Origin of the sequence: Nocardia cyriacigeorgica GUH-2 (assembly GCF_000284035.1) — a bacterium.
In the GTDB taxonomy this organism is placed as follows: Bacteria; Actinomycetota; Actinomycetes; order Mycobacteriales; family Mycobacteriaceae; genus Nocardia; species Nocardia cyriacigeorgica_B.
Window position 1 is genome coordinate 1,102,741 of the sequence record NC_016887.1, and the last position, 18,907, is coordinate 1,121,647.

Sequence of the window (18,907 nt, forward strand, 5' to 3'; positions counted from 1 at the left end):
AGGAGTGTGACCGTGTGTGACACCCCCGTGGTCAATGGTGCCGCATTCAAACCGGCTGTATGCCCCGTACAGCGAAGTTCTGTCAAGTTCCGTCAAGTTAGTAGCAGCAGAGGTTCCGGGCTCCCTAACGTCGGTTCTCAGGCCGCCGTGCCGGGTGTGAGAGGTCCCCGGCACGGTGCGCTTGCCAACAGAGCCACCGAGAGAGGGCGAGTTATGCCGCATTACTTGGTTCGGTCGCATTGCTGTGGTGCGGGTTGGATGGTCGTGGTTCCGTGCATCGGCACGCAGACGTACGTCACGGACAAGCGCGACATCGAGCCGACCGCGCGGCGGCTACTGGCGCAGATGACGGGATTCGCGCCGGAACAGATTCACCTGGACTTGACTGCTGGTCGGGTAGTCGACAACGCCGAAGAGCTTGCAGCAGCCCGAAGCTGTAGCGACGCTCGGGCATTCACCCCGGCCGAACATGCCGCTTGGCTGGCCCGGAATACGCACTAGCCCTCATCGTCGGTTCGTGACCGGGCCTAGGCCCTCTAGTGAAGTACATCACAATCTAGTCAGGTTCTTGAAAAATCACCCCTACTTATATAGTGAGGGAGGGAGCGACAGCGACCGACCGAACGCTAGAGTCCTCGCAGAGGACGATGAACTAGAAGGACCCTGTAGGGCTTGAGGTGCTCCCCAGAGTCGTAGACTCTTACCGCTTCTCTAGTTACTCTGATCACAAAAATGGTAACATTCCGGCATACGTGAGCGTGTCGATTGAAGAATCGCCCCTATCTATTTAGTGAGGGGTAAAACTGTCCCCGTATGTAGTTGGTGGGAATCGAAGACTCCTAATTCAGTTACCTCGCCCACATCAGGTGTCGAAGCCTCGAAGATGGAACCTACCTACATAGTGAGGGCCTAGCGGCCGAACCGGCTGCCCTATCGTGAAGTACGTCACAATCTAGGGAGAAGCTAGAGAAATAGAACGTATATATAGAGTGAGGGAGAGAAGCGACCGAACGCTAGAGTCCTCCACACGCCCGGCGTCATCTCGACGGCCGGGCTTTTTTATGCACTCGAACCATGATGTCATCAGGAGGTGAGATGAACCAGGATAGGTGGTGCCCGAACGGACACCGGATACGGACGGCAAGTGACCGTGATACGCAAGGGTATTGCCGGATGTGCCGCCGGGCGGACACCGCCCGTAAGCAGAAACAAGCGCGTGCAGCGCTGCGAATCATTACAGCGTTGAGGGACCGCCGGGAACCGGACCCCGCTGATTTCGATCAGATCGGATGATTTGATTCGCGTCAACCCTGGTTGGCCGTCGAGGCCCTGGACGCCAGGTAGACGAACGAGAACCTATAACCGCATACCGAAGTAACCCCCGAGTCCTAGCGATCCGCTACGGGCTCATTCTTATGTCTGGAGAACCTTGCGTGAGTCACAAGATCCAAGTTCTTAGTTCCCGCGACGGGAAGATCCTGTATCGGATCGGTACAACGACTAATTCGAAGACGCTGATATTCAACCGCGCGGAACTCTCCGCGCTGGTGTCCGATATCCATACTGTGCTTGGAGGCACTGAAAATGACCGAAAAGACCCCTAAGTTTTCCAAGCTCGCTTGGTTGAAGAACCTCGCCGGCGCAGACCTCACCGATGGCGAGTACCGAGTTCTCGTCACGATCTTCAACTACTCGGACGGGTCCGGTCGGAGGTCCTACGCGGGGCAATCCCGACTGTCGGAGGATACCGGGAAGAGCGACCGGCAGATCCGTCGCATAATCCCGGAGCTGATCCGTAAAGGATGGCTCACCGAGGTCCGTAAGGGTAGCGGCCGATCCGGCATGGCATCGGAGTTCCAACTCAGAACACCGGACATCGACGGTAAGAATACCGGACATCTAGGGTATGAATACCGGACATTTGAGGTCGAAATACCGGACACACATGTCCGCCCATCAGATCCTAATCAGATCCAAATAACAGATCCTAAGAACAAGAGGGGGTCTAATGACCCCTCCGATGGATACCACGCGAGGGGTACAAGAGAAGAAGTCTCCAACCTAACCCCTTCGGGGGTCGGACCCTTCCCCGTAGTGACCCGTGAAACTGGAAGTCCGATAGGCTCGTCCGGCGAGCCGTCCGAACCATCCCCGTTGGAGGTCCCGACTATGGGTAATACATCAGGCTCGTCGGCTCGGCCATGCGGAGCCTCCCCGTATGCGTCGTGCAAGAAGGATCCGTTCGTGGATGACCACGAATGCTCTACACATGATGCCGACTCATCGAGAGTCACCGACGATTATTCGACGCGTGAGGGCTACCGCTCTCCATCGCGGCATCGATCCAAGTGCTTCAGTTCCTCGTGCCGTGATTCCGATTGCGACGTTCACGGAGGATTCTCGAACATCGTGCCATTCTAAGCCCTTGGAATAACTAGGGGTGGGTAACTAGACCAAACAGAGCCGTTAGGCCCGTAGCTTTAACGCTGGGGGCCTTTTTTCATGCCCGGAGGGCGAATGACGTATTTCGAGAAGTATCGACGGAAGCCGACAGCTACTGATGAGGAACGCGAACGATTCGAGTTCTGGTTTTATAGCGAGCCTCATCAGCGGTATATCACCGCTGTCCGTGAGCGGGGCGGTACTCCGCTTGACGACCCCGAAGAAGCATTCGGGCTATTCCGTCGCAGATGGACTAGGCCGGATCCGCCGGCCGGGCCTGGTCTACACGTTGATCCGAGAAAGGCGGCGCGGTGAGGGGTCAAGAGTTGACAGTTTTTCTCGCTGTCGGCAACGGGCGTAGACCGACGTTCAGTATTTACGACCGGTGCCGAAAGATCCGGATTTCGGTGAGTCCTGAGCAGTTCCGGGAGTTCCTGGACCTTGCTGAAGAGAAGTATTCGAAGTTCGAAGAATGGAAGATCAAGCGCGATGCAACACAAACCGAACGGTGAGGTGACGGTCCGGCGGGACCTTGAGTATCCCGACCGTATCGAACTTATCAAATACTCGACATCCGGGAAGGTGATTCGGATGTACCTGAGCATCCCAGAGTTTCGGACATTGCTCGTGAAGTCGCTGGAATTCATCGAAAAAGAAGGGTTATGACAATCGTCTATTGGTCTGGTAACCGGAACCGAGATGACTTCGGTGAGGCTCTACAGCTTGTAGCGAGACGACGCAGGAAAGGCGACGCCTTAGGTGATGAAGGCGTGGTATCCGAAGCTACAAGACGGCGCGCGGATGACATCCAGTCGGCGCTAGCGCCTTTACTCGAAGGCTTGGATCAAGCCCAGGACATCAAAGATATGTCGCGTGAGCCGTCACGTGACAGTTACTAGGAAGTGTGAACCCCGATGAATAACCGCGCTCGCTCTCTCAAAGAGAGCTTGGAAAGCCTACTCAATTCCGATTCGCGTGAGGTCCGCAAGGTCGAGGAGACTACGCGGGTATCTCGTAAAAACCTCAGGCAAGCGCTGCTCGATGAGTTGTCCGATGCTGGATGCGAGACGAAGAACCACACGCATTCCAAGGATCGCGTGGTAGTTGATCCTGCTGTGGAAAATCTCCTGAACCTTGCCGCAAAGATCGAGCGTGAGCGAGAGATGGAGGCCCAGCAGGGTGTCGGGGACGCCTTGACCATGCGCCCTGCCGGTGATTCAGGATCCCTGAACTCCAGTTTTAAATACTTGGAGGGTTAGAACCTCCGAATATCCATTAATTCGGGGCTGCCAACAATGGCGGCCCTTTGTTGTATCTAGAGAAAGAATCAACCGTGTACGAATTTCACGACGCTTACCAGGATCACACCAGCCGTGCCCGACTCGTGGCAGCCAACGGCGGTTCCCTGTCGAAGAAGTGGCTTCAGATCGATGCCAACTACGACGCTTACAAATATCGCCAGGTCAGCTACGTCCATGACCTGACTCAGGCGGTCATCAATGGCGAGCCGGAATCCCGGTTGAATGACCTGCACACCTTGGCTATCGCCACTGCCGTGGGCAGCCAGCAGGGTACGCACACATGGCAGGTCGCTGGTACTGCTGAGAGCCTAATCGACCAGCAGGTTAAGCAGCAGGTCACTGCCGCTCTGGTGCAGGAGTACAACAAGACCAGCGCAGAGAACTTCAAGGCGGTCGGTGCTCACCTCGGTCTCAATCTCCAGCAGTTCCGTGCACTGGCCGAGCAGATCGATCCTGATGCCGACCCGTCCACGCTGGTCGGTAAGCCGATGGAGATTCAAACAGCGTGGATGAAGGCTGGCGACCTGGTCGCTGAGATTGAGGCCGGGTTCAACGCTTTCCGTGCCGCTGCCGCCCTCGAGGGGCGTGTGCTGACGACGCTCGATCAGTGTGTGGGTTTGGTGTGCCCAACTACAGGTACGGGTGCCGAACGTCGAGCGCTGTGGGAGGCATGGGATTCCAAGGGGCGTGGTGGTAAGTGGTCTGCCTTGCTCAAGGCGGGTATCGAGGTCAAGCCGATCAGCTCGGTGCGTGAGTACAAGGCGTATGCGCGGCCTACCGAGGTGAATAAGACCGAGCGCGTCAATGGCGGATGGCGACAGACCTGGGTCGATTCCGAAGACGCTGAGATTCAGATCGTCAAGTGGTGACCATCCAGGCGTGATTCGGGCCGGAGGTTTCTGCCCTCCTCCGGCCTCTGGGGTGGGTGGGGTACCCCTCGGCGGGGTGCCTGACGCTCTCTTGGCATACCGTCAAAAATACCCCCGTCCCGTATATATCGACCGTAGAGCAAAAGCCCTGGTCAGAACCTTGGCGTGCGTGGCCTTCTTTCGGCCCTGGACCGGGCCAAATTCGCTAGTTATCGAATCGTTACCTTGATTGGAGAGGCCGTTCATGGCTGTCAGATCGTCCGGAGATATTCGCCGCAGGCGCAGGGACTTGGACCGGCGGGACTACCGCCGGGCCGCTGCCCGGCTTCGGCAACAGAACAATGCGTGTTGGATCTGCGGAGAGGATATCGACCTGGACCTTCCGTACACCGACGCCCGGAGTTTCACCGCTGATCACGTCGCCCCGGTGAGCCTGGGGGGTCACCGGCTCGGCGAACTCCGTGCCGCCCATCGGGGCTGTAACGCTCGCCGGGGCAACCGAGTAGTGCGGGTGCCTATGCACAACCACGAGCCGGGTGAAGGCCCGGAACGGTGGGGTGGCCGGCAAGGTTTGCCGTTATCCCGGAACTGGTGGGGCGCACCCACTGATCGATTCGACGCAAGCGGGTATCCGCGTGGCTGATTTCCCATCAGGGCTGGTGCGGGGTGAGGGGGATATCCCTCCACGGGACCTGTACGCAGTGTTCAAAGACGGCGGATTCACAGGATAACGAATCGCTGGCTGAGGCGATCGAGATTTCTTGGCATGGACCGTTCCCGACTACGGATCTGGGGCCTGCCGAGTGGTCCGAGATGTATCGGAAGGCTCGTTCGTTCGTGCGTATCGAAACCCCACCAGGCGAAGGTGATCTTTACCGTGGTTGTAACCCGGAATTCAAGCGAGGTATGTCTTGGACTAGTGAGTTCAGGGTCGCTGAAAAATATGCGCGGACTCATGCCATGCGTACCGGTGAGGGTCAAGTTTACTCCACGCCAATGATTACCAGGCACGATGTGTTGGGTTTCTATGACGATAAACAAGAATTTGTACTGAATCCGCGCGGGTTGATTATTTCCCCGGTAGATATGCCGATTACGGGCGGCGTCCCGCCGTCCATGTCGAAGTGGTGGGTATCCCGAAACCCGTGGTAGATGCTAGCTAGATGTTGCGCGGGCGGACCGATGCCCGCAGGGAGGGCGGTTGGGCTGGATCCCGTGAACCACGAGTGCCCAGGCACCAGGTGAACTAGCCCTCAGGCGAAGAGGTTCTTGCGCGCACTGACGAGAGCCTCTCGCGCCGTAGAGAACGCGAGCGGGTCGGAGCTATACTCCGGCCCTCCGGAAGTGTCATTGGTGACTGCTGAGACCGCCTCGGCGGCCTCGTTCATGCCATAGAGCTCCAGCATGGCTGCGATGTTGTCAAGGTGTTCGAACGCCGCATCCTCAAGCTGCGCCACATCTGCCGCCTCTGGCGATGGGGAGACCCACCTCTTCAAATACGCGTTCTCGAAGTCGTTCAGGGCTGCAAGCGCGGACGCGAGTACTTCCAGCGCCGCTTTCCGATGCTCCCCTCGTCGCTGCTCGCGAATGTTCAGCAGCACGCCCCGATACGCAACGGCCGCTGCCGTAAGGGCGAGAAGGCCAGCGATGAGGGTTGCCCACGGCTGAGTAAGAGTCACGCCGCGACGATATCGGCGGGGTACGACAGGTTCGACGACAACGGATTTCGCCTCACTCGAGATTCGGCCTGGGTTCTGGTACGTTCGCCTACACAAGTCAGCCCCGGCCGGTGCGCCAACACCTTCCGGGGCCTGGGCGAGGAACTGAGGTAAGCAGTCCGACGCCGTGAGCGGGAGTTTAGTGCCCGCTTCACGTATTCGGCTATTCAGCCACTCTCTCCCTACCTTGGCGCTGTGTGCCCGTAGCGACCATTACGGGTAGACCGGCTTACCCCCGGTGCCGTCGCCCGTCAGAGGGGCTACAGCACTTATCCGATGACACAGAGCCGTACGTTAAGGCGGACTCGGAGTATCCCGGCGTGGTTGCCGGGCGGATCGGTGGGCGGCATCCAGGTTCCCTGTGCTCTGCGCTCTCCGGCCGGGCTCTGTGCAGTATCCCAGTCCCGGGGCACCGAGTAATCCCCGTGTGCCCGTGCGTACCAAGCAACCGAAGCGACCAACCGACCGGCGTGGCTCCTCGGCGTTAAGGGCGTTCCCGTGCCTTGCGGTACCGGGGTACCCCTGCGCTGCCCTTCGCTTCCCGCTCTCCCAGCGTAGGAGTTGGAGGACCTTTATCTATCTGTTGTGCGGAGCATGATGTTAGACTCATGGAACATCAGTCGGAACACGCCAACCATTCTGGGTGGGCCCGTCGAGACCCGATCACCCGGGTGGTGCGACGGCGAGAGCTTGTCGGTGGGGCCGGATACAGTGCGCCGCATGGTCAGCACATCGCACAATCCGGCGGGGGCGCAGCCGCCCGCACCAGGCTTCGCGCACGCCACGGCGGCCAAGGGCAGCACGATCATCCATCTGTCCGGGCAGGTCGGCGTCGATGAGTCGGGTGTGGTCGCCGAGGGGCTGGCGGCGCAGACGGCGCAGGCGTTGATCAATCTCGGCAAGGCGCTCGAGGCGGCGGGCGGGTCGGCGGCCGACCTGGTGAGCGTGCGGTTCTATGTGGTCGATTGGGATCCGTCGAAGTTCGAGGCGCTCGGGGCCGGTGGGGCGGCGGCGCGCGAGCACTACGCCTTCCCGGAGACCGCGGTGACGCTGGTCGGGGTCGCGGCGTTGTTCACTCCCGAGCACCTGATCGAGGTCGAGGGGGTCGCGGTCGTCGCCTAGGAAGCGGCCGACGGGGTGGTCGAAAGCCCTTGCGATGTCCAGCGCTCGCCGCAAGCGGCAGGTCTGCAACAATCGACGCGTGACCGATGCCGACACACCGACCGCCGAACGACGGCCCGGCGACAGTTGGGCGACGCAGTTCTTCCGCTGTCATCTGCCGATGGTGATCGTGGCGCTGGTCATCGTGGTGGCGATCGTGTTCGTGGCCTCGGAACGCTGGCGCCGCGGTGCGCTGTTCTTCGGCGGTGCGACGCTGCTGGCCGCGGCCTTCCGGCTGTGCCTGCCCACGGCGCGGGTCGGGTTGCTGGCGGTGCGTAGCAAGCCGTTCGACGTCGGCGCGCTGACGCTGCTCGGCAGCTCGATCGTGTTGATCGCGGCCACCATCAACACCCTCGGCGTCAGCTAGACTCCGCGGCGAGCTCAGCGCGCGTTGCGGGCCAGGTTCATGGTCTGGATCAGCAGCTTCGACACCGCCGCGGCCTCGGTGAGGAACCCGTCGTGCCCATCGCGGGAGTGCACGACCTCGAGCCCCTGACAGCCGGGCAGCCCGTCGGCCAGCTCCTGCTGGGTGTGGAGCGGGTACAGCCGATCGGAATCGACCCCACCGACCACGCACGGCACCGGCGTACTGGCCAGCGCCGCGGCGATACCGCCGCGTCCGCGCCCGACATCGTGCCGGTTCATGGCCTCGCTGAGCAGCACATAGGTCGCCGGATCGAAACGCTTGCACAGCTTTTCGGCCTGGTACTCCAGGTAGCTCTGCACCGCGTACCGGCCGCCGCGCCACGGATCCTCATCGCCCTGCGGCCGGTTCTCGAACCGGTGGTCCAGCTCGGCCTCGGTGCGGTAGCTCAGATGCGCGATGCGCCGGGCGATGCCCATCCCGGTGGTCGGCGCGCGACCGGTGTCGTGATAGTCGCCGCCCTGCCAGTCCGGGTCGGCCTGGATGGCCGCGATCTGAGTGGTCTGGGTGCCGATCTGATCGGCGGTCGCGCGGGCGCCCACCGCGAGCACCAGCGCCGACGCGACCCGCTCGGGCGCGCCGATCATCCACTCCAGCACCCGCATGCCGCCCATCGACCCGCCGACCACGGCGGCCAGCCGCTCGACGCCGAGCCGGTCCAACAGCGCGGCCTCGGCGGTCACCTGGTCACGGATGGAGATCTCCGGGAACCGTGAACCCCACGGCTTGCCGTCCGGCGCCGGCGAGGACGGCCCGGTGCTGCCCTTACAGCCGCCGAGCACGTTCGTCGCCACGATGCACCACTCGTCGGTGTCCAGCGGCGCGCCGGGCCCGACCATGCCCTCCCACCAGCCGGGCTGCGGGTGGATCTCGTCGGGCCCGCCGACCACGTGGGAATCGCCGGTGAGGGCGTGCTCCACCAGCACCACGTTGTCCAGGCCGGGCGACAACTCACCCCAGCGCTGCACGGCCAGGTGCACGTCGGGGACGGTCGCGCCGTTCTCCAGCGCGATATCCCCGACGGCGATGATGCCGAGGCGCCCGTCCGGCGGCGGCAACTCGGCCGCCGTCAGGCGGGGGCTGCTGTGGTCGGCGCTCACGGTCACGTCGCCGCCGCCGTCAGTCCGGCCCGCAGGTCGGTGAGGATGTCGTCGATTCCTTCGATGCCGACGGCGAGGCGGACGAGTCCGGGGGTGACGCCTGCGGCGAGTTGTTGTTCGGGGGTGAGTTGGGAGTGGGTGGTGGAGGCGGGGTGGATGACCAGCGACCGCACGTCGCCGATGTTGGCGACGTGGGAGTGCAGGGTCAGCGCGTCGACGAATTTCTTGCCGGCGTCGACCCCTCCGGCCAGTTCGAACGACACGATCGCCCCGACGCCTTTGGGGGCGAGTTGGCGGCCGCGTTCGTACCAGGGTGAGGAGGGTAGTCCGGCGTAGGCGACCGATTCCACCTGCGGCTGTTCGGTGAGGAACTGGGCGACAGCGACCGCGTTGGTGACGTGGCGTTCGATGCGCAGGCTCAGGGTTTCGATGCCTTGGGCGATGAGGAAGGCGTTGAACGGTGAGATGGCCGAGCCGAGGTCGCGCAGGAGTTGGACGCGGGCTTTCAACGCGTAGGCGGGGGCGCCGAGGTCGGCGAAGACCGCGCCGTGATAGCTGGGATCCGGGGTGGTGAACCCGGGGAAGCGGGACTGACCGTTGGTGTCGGTGGTGGTCCAGTCGAAGGTGCCGCCGTCGACGATCACCCCGGCGACCGCGGCGCCGTGGCCGCCGAGGTATTTGGTGGCCGAGTGCACCACGATGTCGGCACCGTGCGCGAGGGGCTGGATGAGGTAGGGGGTGGCGACGGTGTTGTCCACGATCAACGGCACCCCGGCCGCGTGCGCGACCGCGGCGATGCCGGGGATGTCGAAGACCACGCTGCTCGGGTTGGCGATGGTCTCGCCGAAGAAGGCCTTGGTGTTGGGCCGCACGGCGGCCTTCCACTGCTCCAGATCGTCGGGGTCGTCCACGAACGACACCTCGATGCCGAGCTTGGGCAGGCTGTAGCGGAACAGGTTGTAGGTGCCGCCGTACAGGTGCGGGCTGGACACGATGTGATCGCCCGCACCGGCCAGGTTGAGAATCGCGAAGGTCTCCGCGGCCTGCCCCGACGCCACCAGCAGCGCCGCGACACCGCCCTCGAGGGCGGCGATGCGCTGCTCCACCGCGTCCTGGGTGGGGTTCATGATCCGGGTGTAGATATTGCCGGGCTCGGCCAACCCGAACAACGCCGCCGCATGATCGGTATCGCGGAACGCGTAAGAGGTCGTCTGATAGATCGGCAGTGCACGGGCACCGGTGCCGGCGTCGGGGACCTGACCCGCGTGGATCTGCTTGGTCTCGAACGACCAGGAAGCGGTGGGATCGGGCGTGGTGGTGTCGGTCAAGGAAGGCTCCAGAAGGTGTTCGCCGGGATTACGGGGTTATCTGTGCGCAAGCGACAAACGACAACAACACATCTCGGTGACCTCCTACGTGCGCGCTTGCTTCCGGCTCTCGGAAGCCCGGTCCTCACCCGGAGCACCCCACCGCTGCAGGAGGGTTGCCGTCCAGCTAGCCGGGGCTTTGCACTGGCTCTCATGACCTGACCGACATCGTAACCGGCGGGCCCGCGCGACCCGAACCCCGCCTTCCCATGTCCGGGATCGGAAGGGGGTGACCTGCGGCGGAATCGGTGGCGGACCGTAATCCGCCTCACACCCTGCCCTACCCGCGCGGTGAGATAGCCACCAGCAGTACGCTTGTCTTGTTTGCACCAGACGTCTCGCGGACAACACGAGGCGTATACGTTGTCTGTTGAACAGCTGGGGTCCGCTCACAAGCGTGTTCGCCTGGCCGTGCAATGAGGGCACCATCCTAGGAGGACACGAAGATCCATGTCCAAGATCAAGGTTGAAGGCACCGTCGTAGAACTCGACGGCGACGAGATGACCCGGATCATCTGGCAGTTCATCAAGGACAAGCTGATCCACCCGTACCTCGATGTGAACCTCGAGTATTACGACCTCGGCATCGAGTACCGCGACAAGACCGACGACCAGGTCACGGTCGACGCCGCCAACGCCATCAAGAAGCACGGCGTCGGCGTGAAGTGTGCCACCATCACCCCCGACGAGGCCCGGGTCGAGGAATTCGGTCTCAAGAAGATGTGGCGGTCGCCCAACGGCACCATCCGCAACATTCTCGGCGGCACGATCTTCCGCGCGCCGATCATCATCTCCAACGTTCCGCGCCTGGTGCCCGGCTGGACCAAGCCGATCATCATCGGCCGTCACGCCTTCGGTGACCAGTACCGCGCCACCGACTTCAAGGTGTTCCAGGGCGGCACCGTCACCCTGACCTTCACCCCCGACGACGGCAGCGAGCCGATCGTGCACGAGGTCGTGAAGATGCCCGAGGACGGCGGCGTCGTCATGGGTATGTACAACTTCAAGAAGTCGATCGAGGATTTCGCGCGCGCGTCGTTCAACTACGGGCTGCAGCAGAACTACCCGGTCTACATGTCGACGAAGAACACCATCCTGAAGGCCTACGACGGCATGTTCAAGGACACCTTCCAGGAGATCTTCGACGCCGAGTTCAAGAGCCAGTTCGACGCGGCGGGCCTGACCTACGAGCACCGCCTCATCGACGACATGGTGGCCTCCTCGATGAAGTGGGAGGGTGGCTACGTCTGGGCCTGCAAGAACTACGACGGCGACGTGCAGTCCGACACGGTGGCGCAGGGCTTCGGTTCGCTGGGCCTGATGACCTCGGTGCTGCTGACCCCGGACGGCCAGACCTGTGAGGCCGAGGCCGCGCACGGCACCGTCACCCGGCACTACCGCCAGCACCAGCAGGGCAAGCCGACCTCGACCAACCCGATCGCGTCGATTTTCGCCTGGACCCGCGGCCTCGAGCACCGCGGCAAGCTGGACAACACCCCCGAGGTGATCGGTTTCGCGCAGACCCTCGAAGACGTGGTCATCAAGACCGTCGAGGGTGGTCAGATGACCAAGGACCTCGCGCTGCTCGTCGGCGGTGACCAGGGCTACCTGACCACCGAGGAATTCCTGGCGGCGCTGGACGCCAACCTGGCGCGCGCCCTCCGCTGAGCCGATCCGCTCGGCCACGACCACTGCCGGCCGTGTGCCGCCCCACCGAGGCGCCGCGGCCGGCGGACAAGGGTCATGCTGGACAAACGGGCACCCCGCACATCATGCGGGGTGCCCGACGTGTATCCGGCAGCAGCGCATCCGGATTCTCGATGAGTGTGTTCCGGGGCTGAGCACGGCGGCGGCGCGAACCGCATCTCGTGGCCGCCTCTTGAACATACCGACCTGCATGTAAAGGTAGAATCTGCCGAATGGCCAGAACCGCACTCTCCAAGCCCGCGCGCCGCACTCAGGAGCAGCGCAGTAGTGAGATGCGGGTGCGGCTGCTCGACGCCACCATCGACTGCCTGGTCGAGTACGGCTACGCGGGGACGACGACGCCGCGGGTCGCCGAACGCGCCGGCGTCACCCGTGGTGCGCAGGTGCACCACTTCGGGTCCAAGAACGACCTGGTGGTGGCGGCCATCAGTCACCTCGCGCAGCGCCGGGCCGAGACCGCCATGCGCGATATGGGCCGGGTGGAGAACGTCGACGATCCGGTCGACGCCGCCCTGGAATTCCTCTGGGAGCTGCACCAGGGTCCGCTGTTCATCGCCACCGTCGAGCTGTGGGTGGCCGGGCGCACCGATCCGGTGCTGGCGGCTGCGATGGAGAAGGTAGAGCCGTTCGTCAACAACGCGGTCCTGCTCGCGGTGGCGCGATTCGTCCCGGATGAGGTGCGGCGCAAGGACGCCCGCGATTTCGTCTATACCGCGATGGACGCCCTGCGCGGCATCCTGATCTCGAACTTCATCGACCCCGATCCCGACCGGGCGCGCCGGCGCTGGGGTCGCGCCTGCGCACATCTGCGCACGATCGCGGCGGCGGCCCTCACACCGGCGGTTTCCCCGGAGTAGCGCCTCGTGCAGCCGATCGGCTCGGCGCCCGGTTCAGCGGGGTAACCGAGTCGCCGCAGTGCTCGCGTCCGCCGCCGGCCGATGAGTTCCGGCTGGGTCCCGCCTGCCGTGTCCTCGGTGGCCTGTCTTCGGAGTTGAACTCGAGTGCCGCCGCCGCGAGCTGCGTCCCGCGCATTCCTCCGCACCGGCATGTCAACGGCCCGGTGAGCGCGGCCGGCCATCGTGCGGCAAGTTGATGGGAATGTTCGCACCCTGCGCTCTACCGGTGGCGATCTGCCTTCCCTGGATAGATCTGCGCGCATCCCTTGCGGCCTTACATACACGCTTGTATGTTTGTTTGTGGCTGAACCGCGCGGCTGGCGCGGTTACCTGTGAGCGGCTTACGAGAACTTCGGAGTCGCACAAGCTGAGGAGTTCGATGGCGAACAAGGTCTACGTCGTCGGTGTCGGGATGACGAAGTTCGAAAAGCCCGGCCGGCGCAAGAACGAAGACGGCAGCGACTGGGACTACCCGGATATGGCGCGCGAGTCGGGCACCAAGGCCCTCGCCGATGCCGGAATCGACTACCGCGAAGTGGAACAGGCCTACGTCGGCTACGTCTACGGTGAGTCGACCTCCGGCCAGCGCGCGGTCTACGAGCTGGGCATGACCGGTATCCCGGTGGTCAATGTCAACAACAACTGCTCCACCGGTTCCACCGCGCTCTACCTTGCGGCGCAGGCGATTCGGGGCGGCTTGGCCGAGTGCACGCTGGCGCTCGGTTTCGAGCGGATGAAGCCGGGCTCGCTGGAATCCACCTGGGACGACCGCGAGCAGCCCATGGGCAAGCACATTCTGGCGCTGGCCGAGATCTCCGAGGTGCTGTTCCCGGTGGCGCCGTGGATGTTCGGCGCGGCCGGTCGCGAACATATGAAGCAGTACGGCACCACGCCGGAGCATTTCGCCAAGATCGGCTACAAGAACCACAAGCACTCGGTGAACAATCCGTACTCGCAGTTCCAGGACGAGTACACGATGGACGACATCCTCGGCGCGCGGATGATCTACGACCCGCTCACCAAGCTCCAGTGCTCGCCCACCTCCGACGGCTCCGGCGCGGTGATCCTGGCCAGCGAGGCGTTCGTGGACTCGCACGATCTGGCCGGACAGGCCGTGGAGATCGTCGGGCAGGCCATGACCACCGACTTCGCCTCCACCTTCGACGGCACCGCCAAGAACATCATCGGCTACGACATGAACGTGCAGGCCGCCCGCCAGGTCTACGACCAGGCCGGCCTCGGCCCGGAGGACTTCCAGGTCATCGAGCTGCACGACTGCTTCTCCGCCAATGAGCTGCTGCTCTACGAGGCGCTGGGCCTGTGCGGTGAGGGCGAGGCGGCCAAGCTGCTCGACGCCGACCAGACCACCTATGGCGGCAAGTGGGTCGTCAACCCGTCCGGCGGCCTGATCTCCAAGGGCCACCCGCTGGGCGCGACCGGCCTGGCGCAGTGTTCGGAGCTCACCTGGCAGCTGCGCGGCACCGCCGACAAGCGTCAGGTCGAGGGCGTCACCGCCGCCTTGCAGCACAACATCGGTCTCGGCGGCGCCGCCGTCGTCACCGCCTACCAGCGCGCCGTGCGCTGATCCGACCACCCGAATTCCGCCGCGACACCGCGGAACCGTACTCGACGAGGAGCACGACCATGGGTCATATCGACGCCACCAAGAACCTCAACGCCGCCCCGGACGCCGTCTGGGCCGTTGTCTCCGACACCTCCACCTGGGACAAGTGGTTCACCATCCACGAGCGCTGGATGGAGGAGCCGCCCGCCACCCTGACCGCGGGCGCCAAACTGGTCGCCAAGATCTTCATGCTCGGCATGGCCAACAAGATCGAATGGGTGGTCGAGAGCGTCGACGCCCCCAACAAGCTGGTGCTCAGCGGCACCGGCATGGCCGGGGTGAAGGTGCGCTTCTCCTTCGAGATCCAGCCGGAAGGTGCAGGCAGCAAGTTCTCCGTCGACGGTGATTTCGAGGGTGCGCTGATCAAGGGCGCGCTCGGCAAGGCGGTCGAGAAGGACGGCGCCAAGCAGCTGGACAAGACCCTCGAGCAGCTCGACGCGCTGGCGTCGGCCTGAACGCGGACGCGCGCATGACGACCGGAACAGCGGGCACCAGCGTCGAATTCGACGATTCGGGCCTGAACGTCTGGAGCGACGAGGAGCGTTTCGAGGTCACCGCGGAGCGCATCGCCGAATACGCGGCCGCGACCAACGACCCGATCCCGGCGCATCTGGCGGGCGAGGTGGCCTCGCCGGTCTTCGGCATCGTCCCGGTCTTCGAGGCCATGATGATGCCGGTGATCGACGTGGTGCCGATGGACATCTTCGGCCGGGTGGTGCACGGGGAGCAGGACTTCCACTTCCACCGCCCCATCCGTCCCGGCGACAAGCTGGTCTCGCGGGCCAAGGCCATCGGCTACGAGGGCCGCGAGAACGGGACCACGATCACCATTCTCATCGAATGCCGCACCGAGGACGGGGAACTGGTCAACGAGCAGTACCTGACCGCGTTCTTCCGCAATATCGATGTCGGCACCAAGGTCGGCGAGCAGGCGCCGGCGCACAAGTTCGATCCGGCGCTGGCCGAGCAGCCGCCGCTGGCGACGGTCGCCCACCATGTGGACGACGACCAGACCTACCGGTACGCGCCCGCGTCCGGTGATCCGGTCCCGCTGCACCTCGACGAGCAGGTCGCCAAGGACGCCGGCCTGCCCGGCATCATCGCGCACGGGTTGTGCACCATGGCGATGTCGTCGTGGGGTGTGCTCACCGCCGTCGCCGGTTCGGATGTGCATCGGCTGAAGCGGTTCGCGGTGCGGTTTTCCAAGATGGTGTTCCCCGGCGACGATCTGGAGACCCAGATCTGGCGGGTCGGTGCCGAGGACGGCGCCACCACCTACGCCTTCCGGACCGCGCGCGGTGCGGACCTGGTACTCACCGACGGACTCGCCGTCGTCACCGACTGATTCCCACGCCGTGGCGGCGGACCGGACCGGCTGCCGCCACGGCGTTTTCCCTGAGCTGTGAAGGAGTTTCGACACATGGGTGCACTCGAAGGACGGGTCGCCGTCATCACCGGCGCGGGCCGGGGGATCGGCCGCGAACACGCGCTGCTGTTCGCCGCCGAAGGTGCCGCGGTGGTCGTCAACGATCTCGGCGGCAGCAATGCCGGCGAGGGATCCGACGCCGGCCCCGCCCAGGAGGTGGTCGACGAGATCGTGGCCGCCGGCGGGCGCGCGGTGGCCAATACCGCCAACGTCGCCACCTGGGACGGTGCCAAGCAGCTGGTCGATCAGGCCATCACCGAATTCGGCAAGCTCGACATCGTCGTCAACAATGCGGGCATCCTGCGCGACGGCTTCATCGCGGGCCTGGAGGAATCCCAGTGGGACGCCGTCATCGCGGTGCACCTCAAGGGCCACGCCGCCGTCCTGCATCACGCCGCCGCGCACTGGAAGCAGCAGAGCAAGGACGGTAACCAGCCCAACGCCGCGGTGATCAACACCGCCTCGGCCTCCGGCGTCACCATCCCCAACCCCGGCCAGGCCAACTACGGTGCCGCCAAGGCAGGCATCGCGGCGCTCACCCTGGTCGCCGCCGACGAACTCGAGCGCTACGGCGTGCGCGTCAATGCCATCGCGCCGATGGCCCGTACCCGGCTCACCCTCGCCACCCCCGGCATGGGCGCGATCTTCGCCGCCGAGGTCGAAGAAGGCGAGTTCGACGCGTTCAGCCCGGCCAACATCTCCCCGCTGGTGGCCTACCTGGCCTCGGAGAAGTGCCCGCTCACCGGCAAGGTTTTCGCAGTCCAGGGCGGCGCCATCTCGGAGCTGGCAGGCTGGCATGACGTGAAGACCATCGAGGCCGACGGGCCGTGGCTGATCGACGATATCGCCGCCCGCCTGCCTTGAGCGCAGCACCGAGCACAGGAGAACAACGATGTTCGAATGGTCCGAGACCGACGAGATGATCCGCGAGGCGGTGCGGACCTTCATCGACAAGGAAGTCCGCCCGCACCTCGACGCCCTCGACAGCGGTGAGATGCCGCCGTATCCGATCCTGCGGAAGTTGTTCGCCGACTTCGGCATCGAAGCGATGGGCGCCGAGGCGGTGGCCAAGATGCTGGCCAAACAGCGCAAACGGGAGGAAGCGCTGGCGGCGGGGGAGGAGCTGCCGGAGAAGAAGTCCGCGGTCGGTTCGAGCCCGTTCGCCGGCCAGGAATCGCTGATGGCGGTGCTGATCGGGGAGCTGTCCGGGGTGTGCATGGGTCTGGTGACGGCGCTGGGCGTCAGCATCGGGCTCGGCGCCACCACCATCATGTCGCGCGGCACGCTGGCGCAGAAGGAGCGCTGGCTGGCCGACATCGTCACCTTGAAGAAGGTGGCGTCGTGGGCGATCACCGAGCCGGATTCCGGTTCCGACGCCTTCGGCGGCATGAAGACCTACGTCAAGCGCGACGGCGAGGACTACATCCTCAACGGCCAGAAAACCTTCATCACCAACGGTCCCTACGCCGACGTGATGATCGTCTACGCCAAGCTCGACGAGGGTGACGCCGGCGTCGACAAGCGCGACCGCAAGGTGCTGACCTTCGTGCTCGACAAGGGCATGGAGGGCCTCACCCAGGGCAAACCGTTCAAGAAGATGGGCCTGCACTCCTCGCCCACCGGTGAGCTGTTCTTCGACAACGTGCGGGTGGGCCGGGACCGGCTGCTGGGCGAGACCGAGGAACACAAGGGCGGCGACGGCCGCGATAGCGCACGGTCGAGCTTCACGGCCGAACGCGTGGGCGTGGCGTTCATGGCGCTGGGCATCATCAACGAATGCCATCGGCTGTGCATCGACTACGCCAAGAATCGCAAGCTGTGGGGCCAGGAGATCGGTCGCTTCCAGCTGGTGCAGCTCAAGCTGGCCAAGATGGAAGTCGCGCGGATCAATGTGCAGAACATGGTGTTCAGCGTGCTAGAACGCGGCCGGGCCGGTAAGCCGCCGACGCTGGCCGAGGCGTCGGCGATGAAGCTCTACGCCTCCGAGGCGGCCACCGAGGTGGCGATGGAGGCGGTGCAGCTGTTCGGCGGGAACGGGTACATGACCGAATACCGGGTCGAGCAGCTGGCCCGCGATGCCAAGTCGCTGATGATCTATGCGGGCAGCAATGAGATTCAGGTGACCCACGTGGCCAAGGGGCTGCTGGCTTAGCGGCAGTGACGTGCGAACGCCGCCCACCGAACAGGGTGGGCGGCGTTCTGCTGTCTAGCGAGCCGCGGTCTGCCTCAGCTGAGGGCGCCGTTGTAGTCCGGGAGTTTGAACGTCAGCTCGGCGTGCCCGCCCGCGAGATCCGACGCGCTGTTGCCGATATTCGCGACGATCGTGTACCCGTCGGATTCGATGTCGATGCGGGCGCCGGTCTTGTACTGCTCGAGGCCCGTCGAACCGGCCGAGAGCGTGGTGAGCGGGCTGCCGTAGAGGCCGTCGACCGGGTAGCCGACGCTGGTCAGGTTGTGCTGGGTGTAGCCGTTCACCAGCTCGGGGCGGCCGGTCACGAAGATGATCGCCGCGCCCTGGCCCTTCGCCCAGGTCGCCAGCCGCAGCATCGGATCGATGGCCGGGATGATGATGCCCGGGTGGTACTGGGTTTCCAGCGACGTGTTGTCGATATCGAGCACGATGGCGGGGCGGGTGGCGCCGGGCAGGCGTTGCGCCAGTGCGGTGCGGGCCTGATCGACCACCGTCTGGACCTCGGCGATCCAGTCCGCGTACGACGGGAGGCCGGAGCTGGAACCGGCGGTGGGGTCGGAATCGCTGGAATCCGTGCGGGATTCGGAGTCGCGCGAGCGGGAATTGGGTGTCCGCGAGCGGTTTTCGTCGTCGGTTCGTGACGAGGAACCGGTGTCGTCGTCGGAGCGTGAGGACGAGCCG

17 protein-coding genes and 1 riboswitch are annotated in these 18,907 nt (G+C 64.2%); of the genes, 13 read left to right on the plus strand and 4 right to left on the minus strand.

What is annotated here, in order from left to right; genetic code table 11:
* The first annotated feature begins 258 nt into the window (after positions 1-258).
* The 4 genes from NOCYR_RS04925 to NOCYR_RS04930 all read left to right on the plus strand — a co-directional run bounded on the left by NOCYR_RS04925 (position 259) and on the right by NOCYR_RS04930 (position 4,612).
* On the plus strand, positions 259-501 hold the full coding sequence (locus NOCYR_RS04925; protein WP_048832866.1) for a hypothetical protein: 243 nt from the start codon (positions 259-261) through the stop codon (positions 499-501).
* A 1,083-nt stretch (positions 502-1,584) separates the two neighbouring features.
* The gene (locus NOCYR_RS30975; RefSeq protein WP_081505312.1) at positions 1,585-2,421 is read left to right on the plus strand and encodes a helix-turn-helix domain-containing protein; all 837 of its coding nucleotides are present in this window, start codon (positions 1,585-1,587) and stop codon (positions 2,419-2,421) included.
* Positions 2,422-3,356: 935 nt separating this feature from the next.
* Entirely contained in the window at positions 3,357-3,701 is a 345-nt protein-coding gene (locus NOCYR_RS29070; protein WP_014349251.1) for a hypothetical protein, read from the plus strand.
* Positions 3,702-3,775: 74 nt separating this feature from the next.
* A complete protein-coding gene (locus tag NOCYR_RS04930; protein WP_014349252.1) occupies positions 3,776-4,612 on the plus strand; it encodes a hypothetical protein in 837 nt (278 codons plus the stop codon).
* Between the two features lie 1,253 nt (positions 4,613-5,865).
* On the opposite strand, the gene NOCYR_RS04935 is transcribed toward NOCYR_RS04930, so the two are convergent.
* Complete coding sequence (locus NOCYR_RS04935; RefSeq protein WP_048832868.1) at positions 5,866-6,291, minus strand: hypothetical protein; 426 nt, start codon at positions 6,289-6,291, stop codon at positions 5,866-5,868.
* 759 nt (positions 6,292-7,050) lie between these two features.
* Here NOCYR_RS04935 and NOCYR_RS04940 point away from each other — a divergent pair.
* Together NOCYR_RS04940 and NOCYR_RS04945 are read left to right on the plus strand one after the other, a co-directional pair.
* Positions 7,051-7,452 (plus strand): RidA family protein, encoded by a 402-nt coding sequence (locus NOCYR_RS04940; RefSeq protein ID WP_014349255.1) that lies wholly within the window; start codon positions 7,051-7,053, stop codon positions 7,450-7,452.
* 160 nt (positions 7,453-7,612) lie between these two features.
* The gene (locus NOCYR_RS04945) at positions 7,613-7,858 is read left to right on the plus strand and encodes a DUF3017 domain-containing protein (RefSeq protein WP_231856089.1); all 246 of its coding nucleotides are present in this window, start codon (positions 7,613-7,615) and stop codon (positions 7,856-7,858) included.
* A 14-nt stretch (positions 7,859-7,872) separates the two neighbouring features.
* Here the strand turns inward: NOCYR_RS04945 and metX are convergent, their stop codons facing one another.
* A complete protein-coding gene (metX, locus tag NOCYR_RS04950; protein ID WP_014349257.1) occupies positions 7,873-9,021 on the minus strand; it encodes a homoserine O-acetyltransferase MetX in 1,149 nt (382 codons plus the stop codon).
* Positions 9,018-10,343 (minus strand): bifunctional o-acetylhomoserine/o-acetylserine sulfhydrylase, encoded by a 1,326-nt coding sequence (locus NOCYR_RS04955; RefSeq protein ID WP_014349258.1) that lies wholly within the window; start codon positions 10,341-10,343, stop codon positions 9,018-9,020. Before NOCYR_RS04955 ends, metX begins: the two co-directional genes overlap by 4 nt.
* Before the next feature lie 87 nt (positions 10,344-10,430).
* Positions 10,431-10,541: riboswitch (SAM riboswitch) on the minus strand.
* 291 nt (positions 10,542-10,832) lie between these two features.
* Here NOCYR_RS04955 and NOCYR_RS04960 point away from each other — a divergent pair.
* The 7 genes from NOCYR_RS04960 (at position 10,833) to NOCYR_RS04990 (ending at position 18,187) form a co-directional block, all read left to right on the plus strand.
* On the plus strand, positions 10,833-12,050 hold the full coding sequence (locus tag NOCYR_RS04960; RefSeq protein WP_014349259.1) for an NADP-dependent isocitrate dehydrogenase: 1,218 nt from the start codon (positions 10,833-10,835) through the stop codon (positions 12,048-12,050).
* A 251-nt stretch (positions 12,051-12,301) separates the two neighbouring features.
* Positions 12,302-12,946 (plus strand): TetR/AcrR family transcriptional regulator, encoded by a 645-nt coding sequence (locus NOCYR_RS04965; protein ID WP_014349260.1) that lies wholly within the window; start codon positions 12,302-12,304, stop codon positions 12,944-12,946.
* A 418-nt stretch (positions 12,947-13,364) separates the two neighbouring features.
* On the plus strand, positions 13,365-14,570 hold the full coding sequence (locus tag NOCYR_RS04970) for a lipid-transfer protein (protein ID WP_014349261.1): 1,206 nt from the start codon (positions 13,365-13,367) through the stop codon (positions 14,568-14,570).
* Between the two features lie 59 nt (positions 14,571-14,629).
* Positions 14,630-15,064 (plus strand): SRPBCC family protein, encoded by a 435-nt coding sequence (locus tag NOCYR_RS04975; protein ID WP_014349262.1) that lies wholly within the window; start codon positions 14,630-14,632, stop codon positions 15,062-15,064.
* Positions 15,065-15,078: 14 nt separating this feature from the next.
* On the plus strand, positions 15,079-15,954 hold the full coding sequence (locus NOCYR_RS04980; protein WP_014349263.1) for a MaoC/PaaZ C-terminal domain-containing protein: 876 nt from the start codon (positions 15,079-15,081) through the stop codon (positions 15,952-15,954).
* 75 nt (positions 15,955-16,029) lie between these two features.
* The gene (locus NOCYR_RS04985; RefSeq protein WP_014349264.1) at positions 16,030-16,899 is read left to right on the plus strand and encodes an SDR family oxidoreductase; all 870 of its coding nucleotides are present in this window, start codon (positions 16,030-16,032) and stop codon (positions 16,897-16,899) included.
* Between the two features lie 28 nt (positions 16,900-16,927).
* On the plus strand, positions 16,928-18,187 hold the full coding sequence (locus NOCYR_RS04990; protein WP_014349265.1) for an acyl-CoA dehydrogenase family protein: 1,260 nt from the start codon (positions 16,928-16,930) through the stop codon (positions 18,185-18,187).
* Between the two features lie 74 nt (positions 18,188-18,261).
* Here NOCYR_RS04990 and NOCYR_RS30270 read toward each other — a convergent pair whose 3' ends face one another.
* Positions 18,262-18,717 (minus strand): HAD family acid phosphatase, encoded by a 456-nt coding sequence (locus NOCYR_RS30270; RefSeq protein WP_014349266.1) that lies wholly within the window; start codon positions 18,715-18,717, stop codon positions 18,262-18,264.
* Positions 18,718-18,907 lie beyond the last annotated feature (190 nt).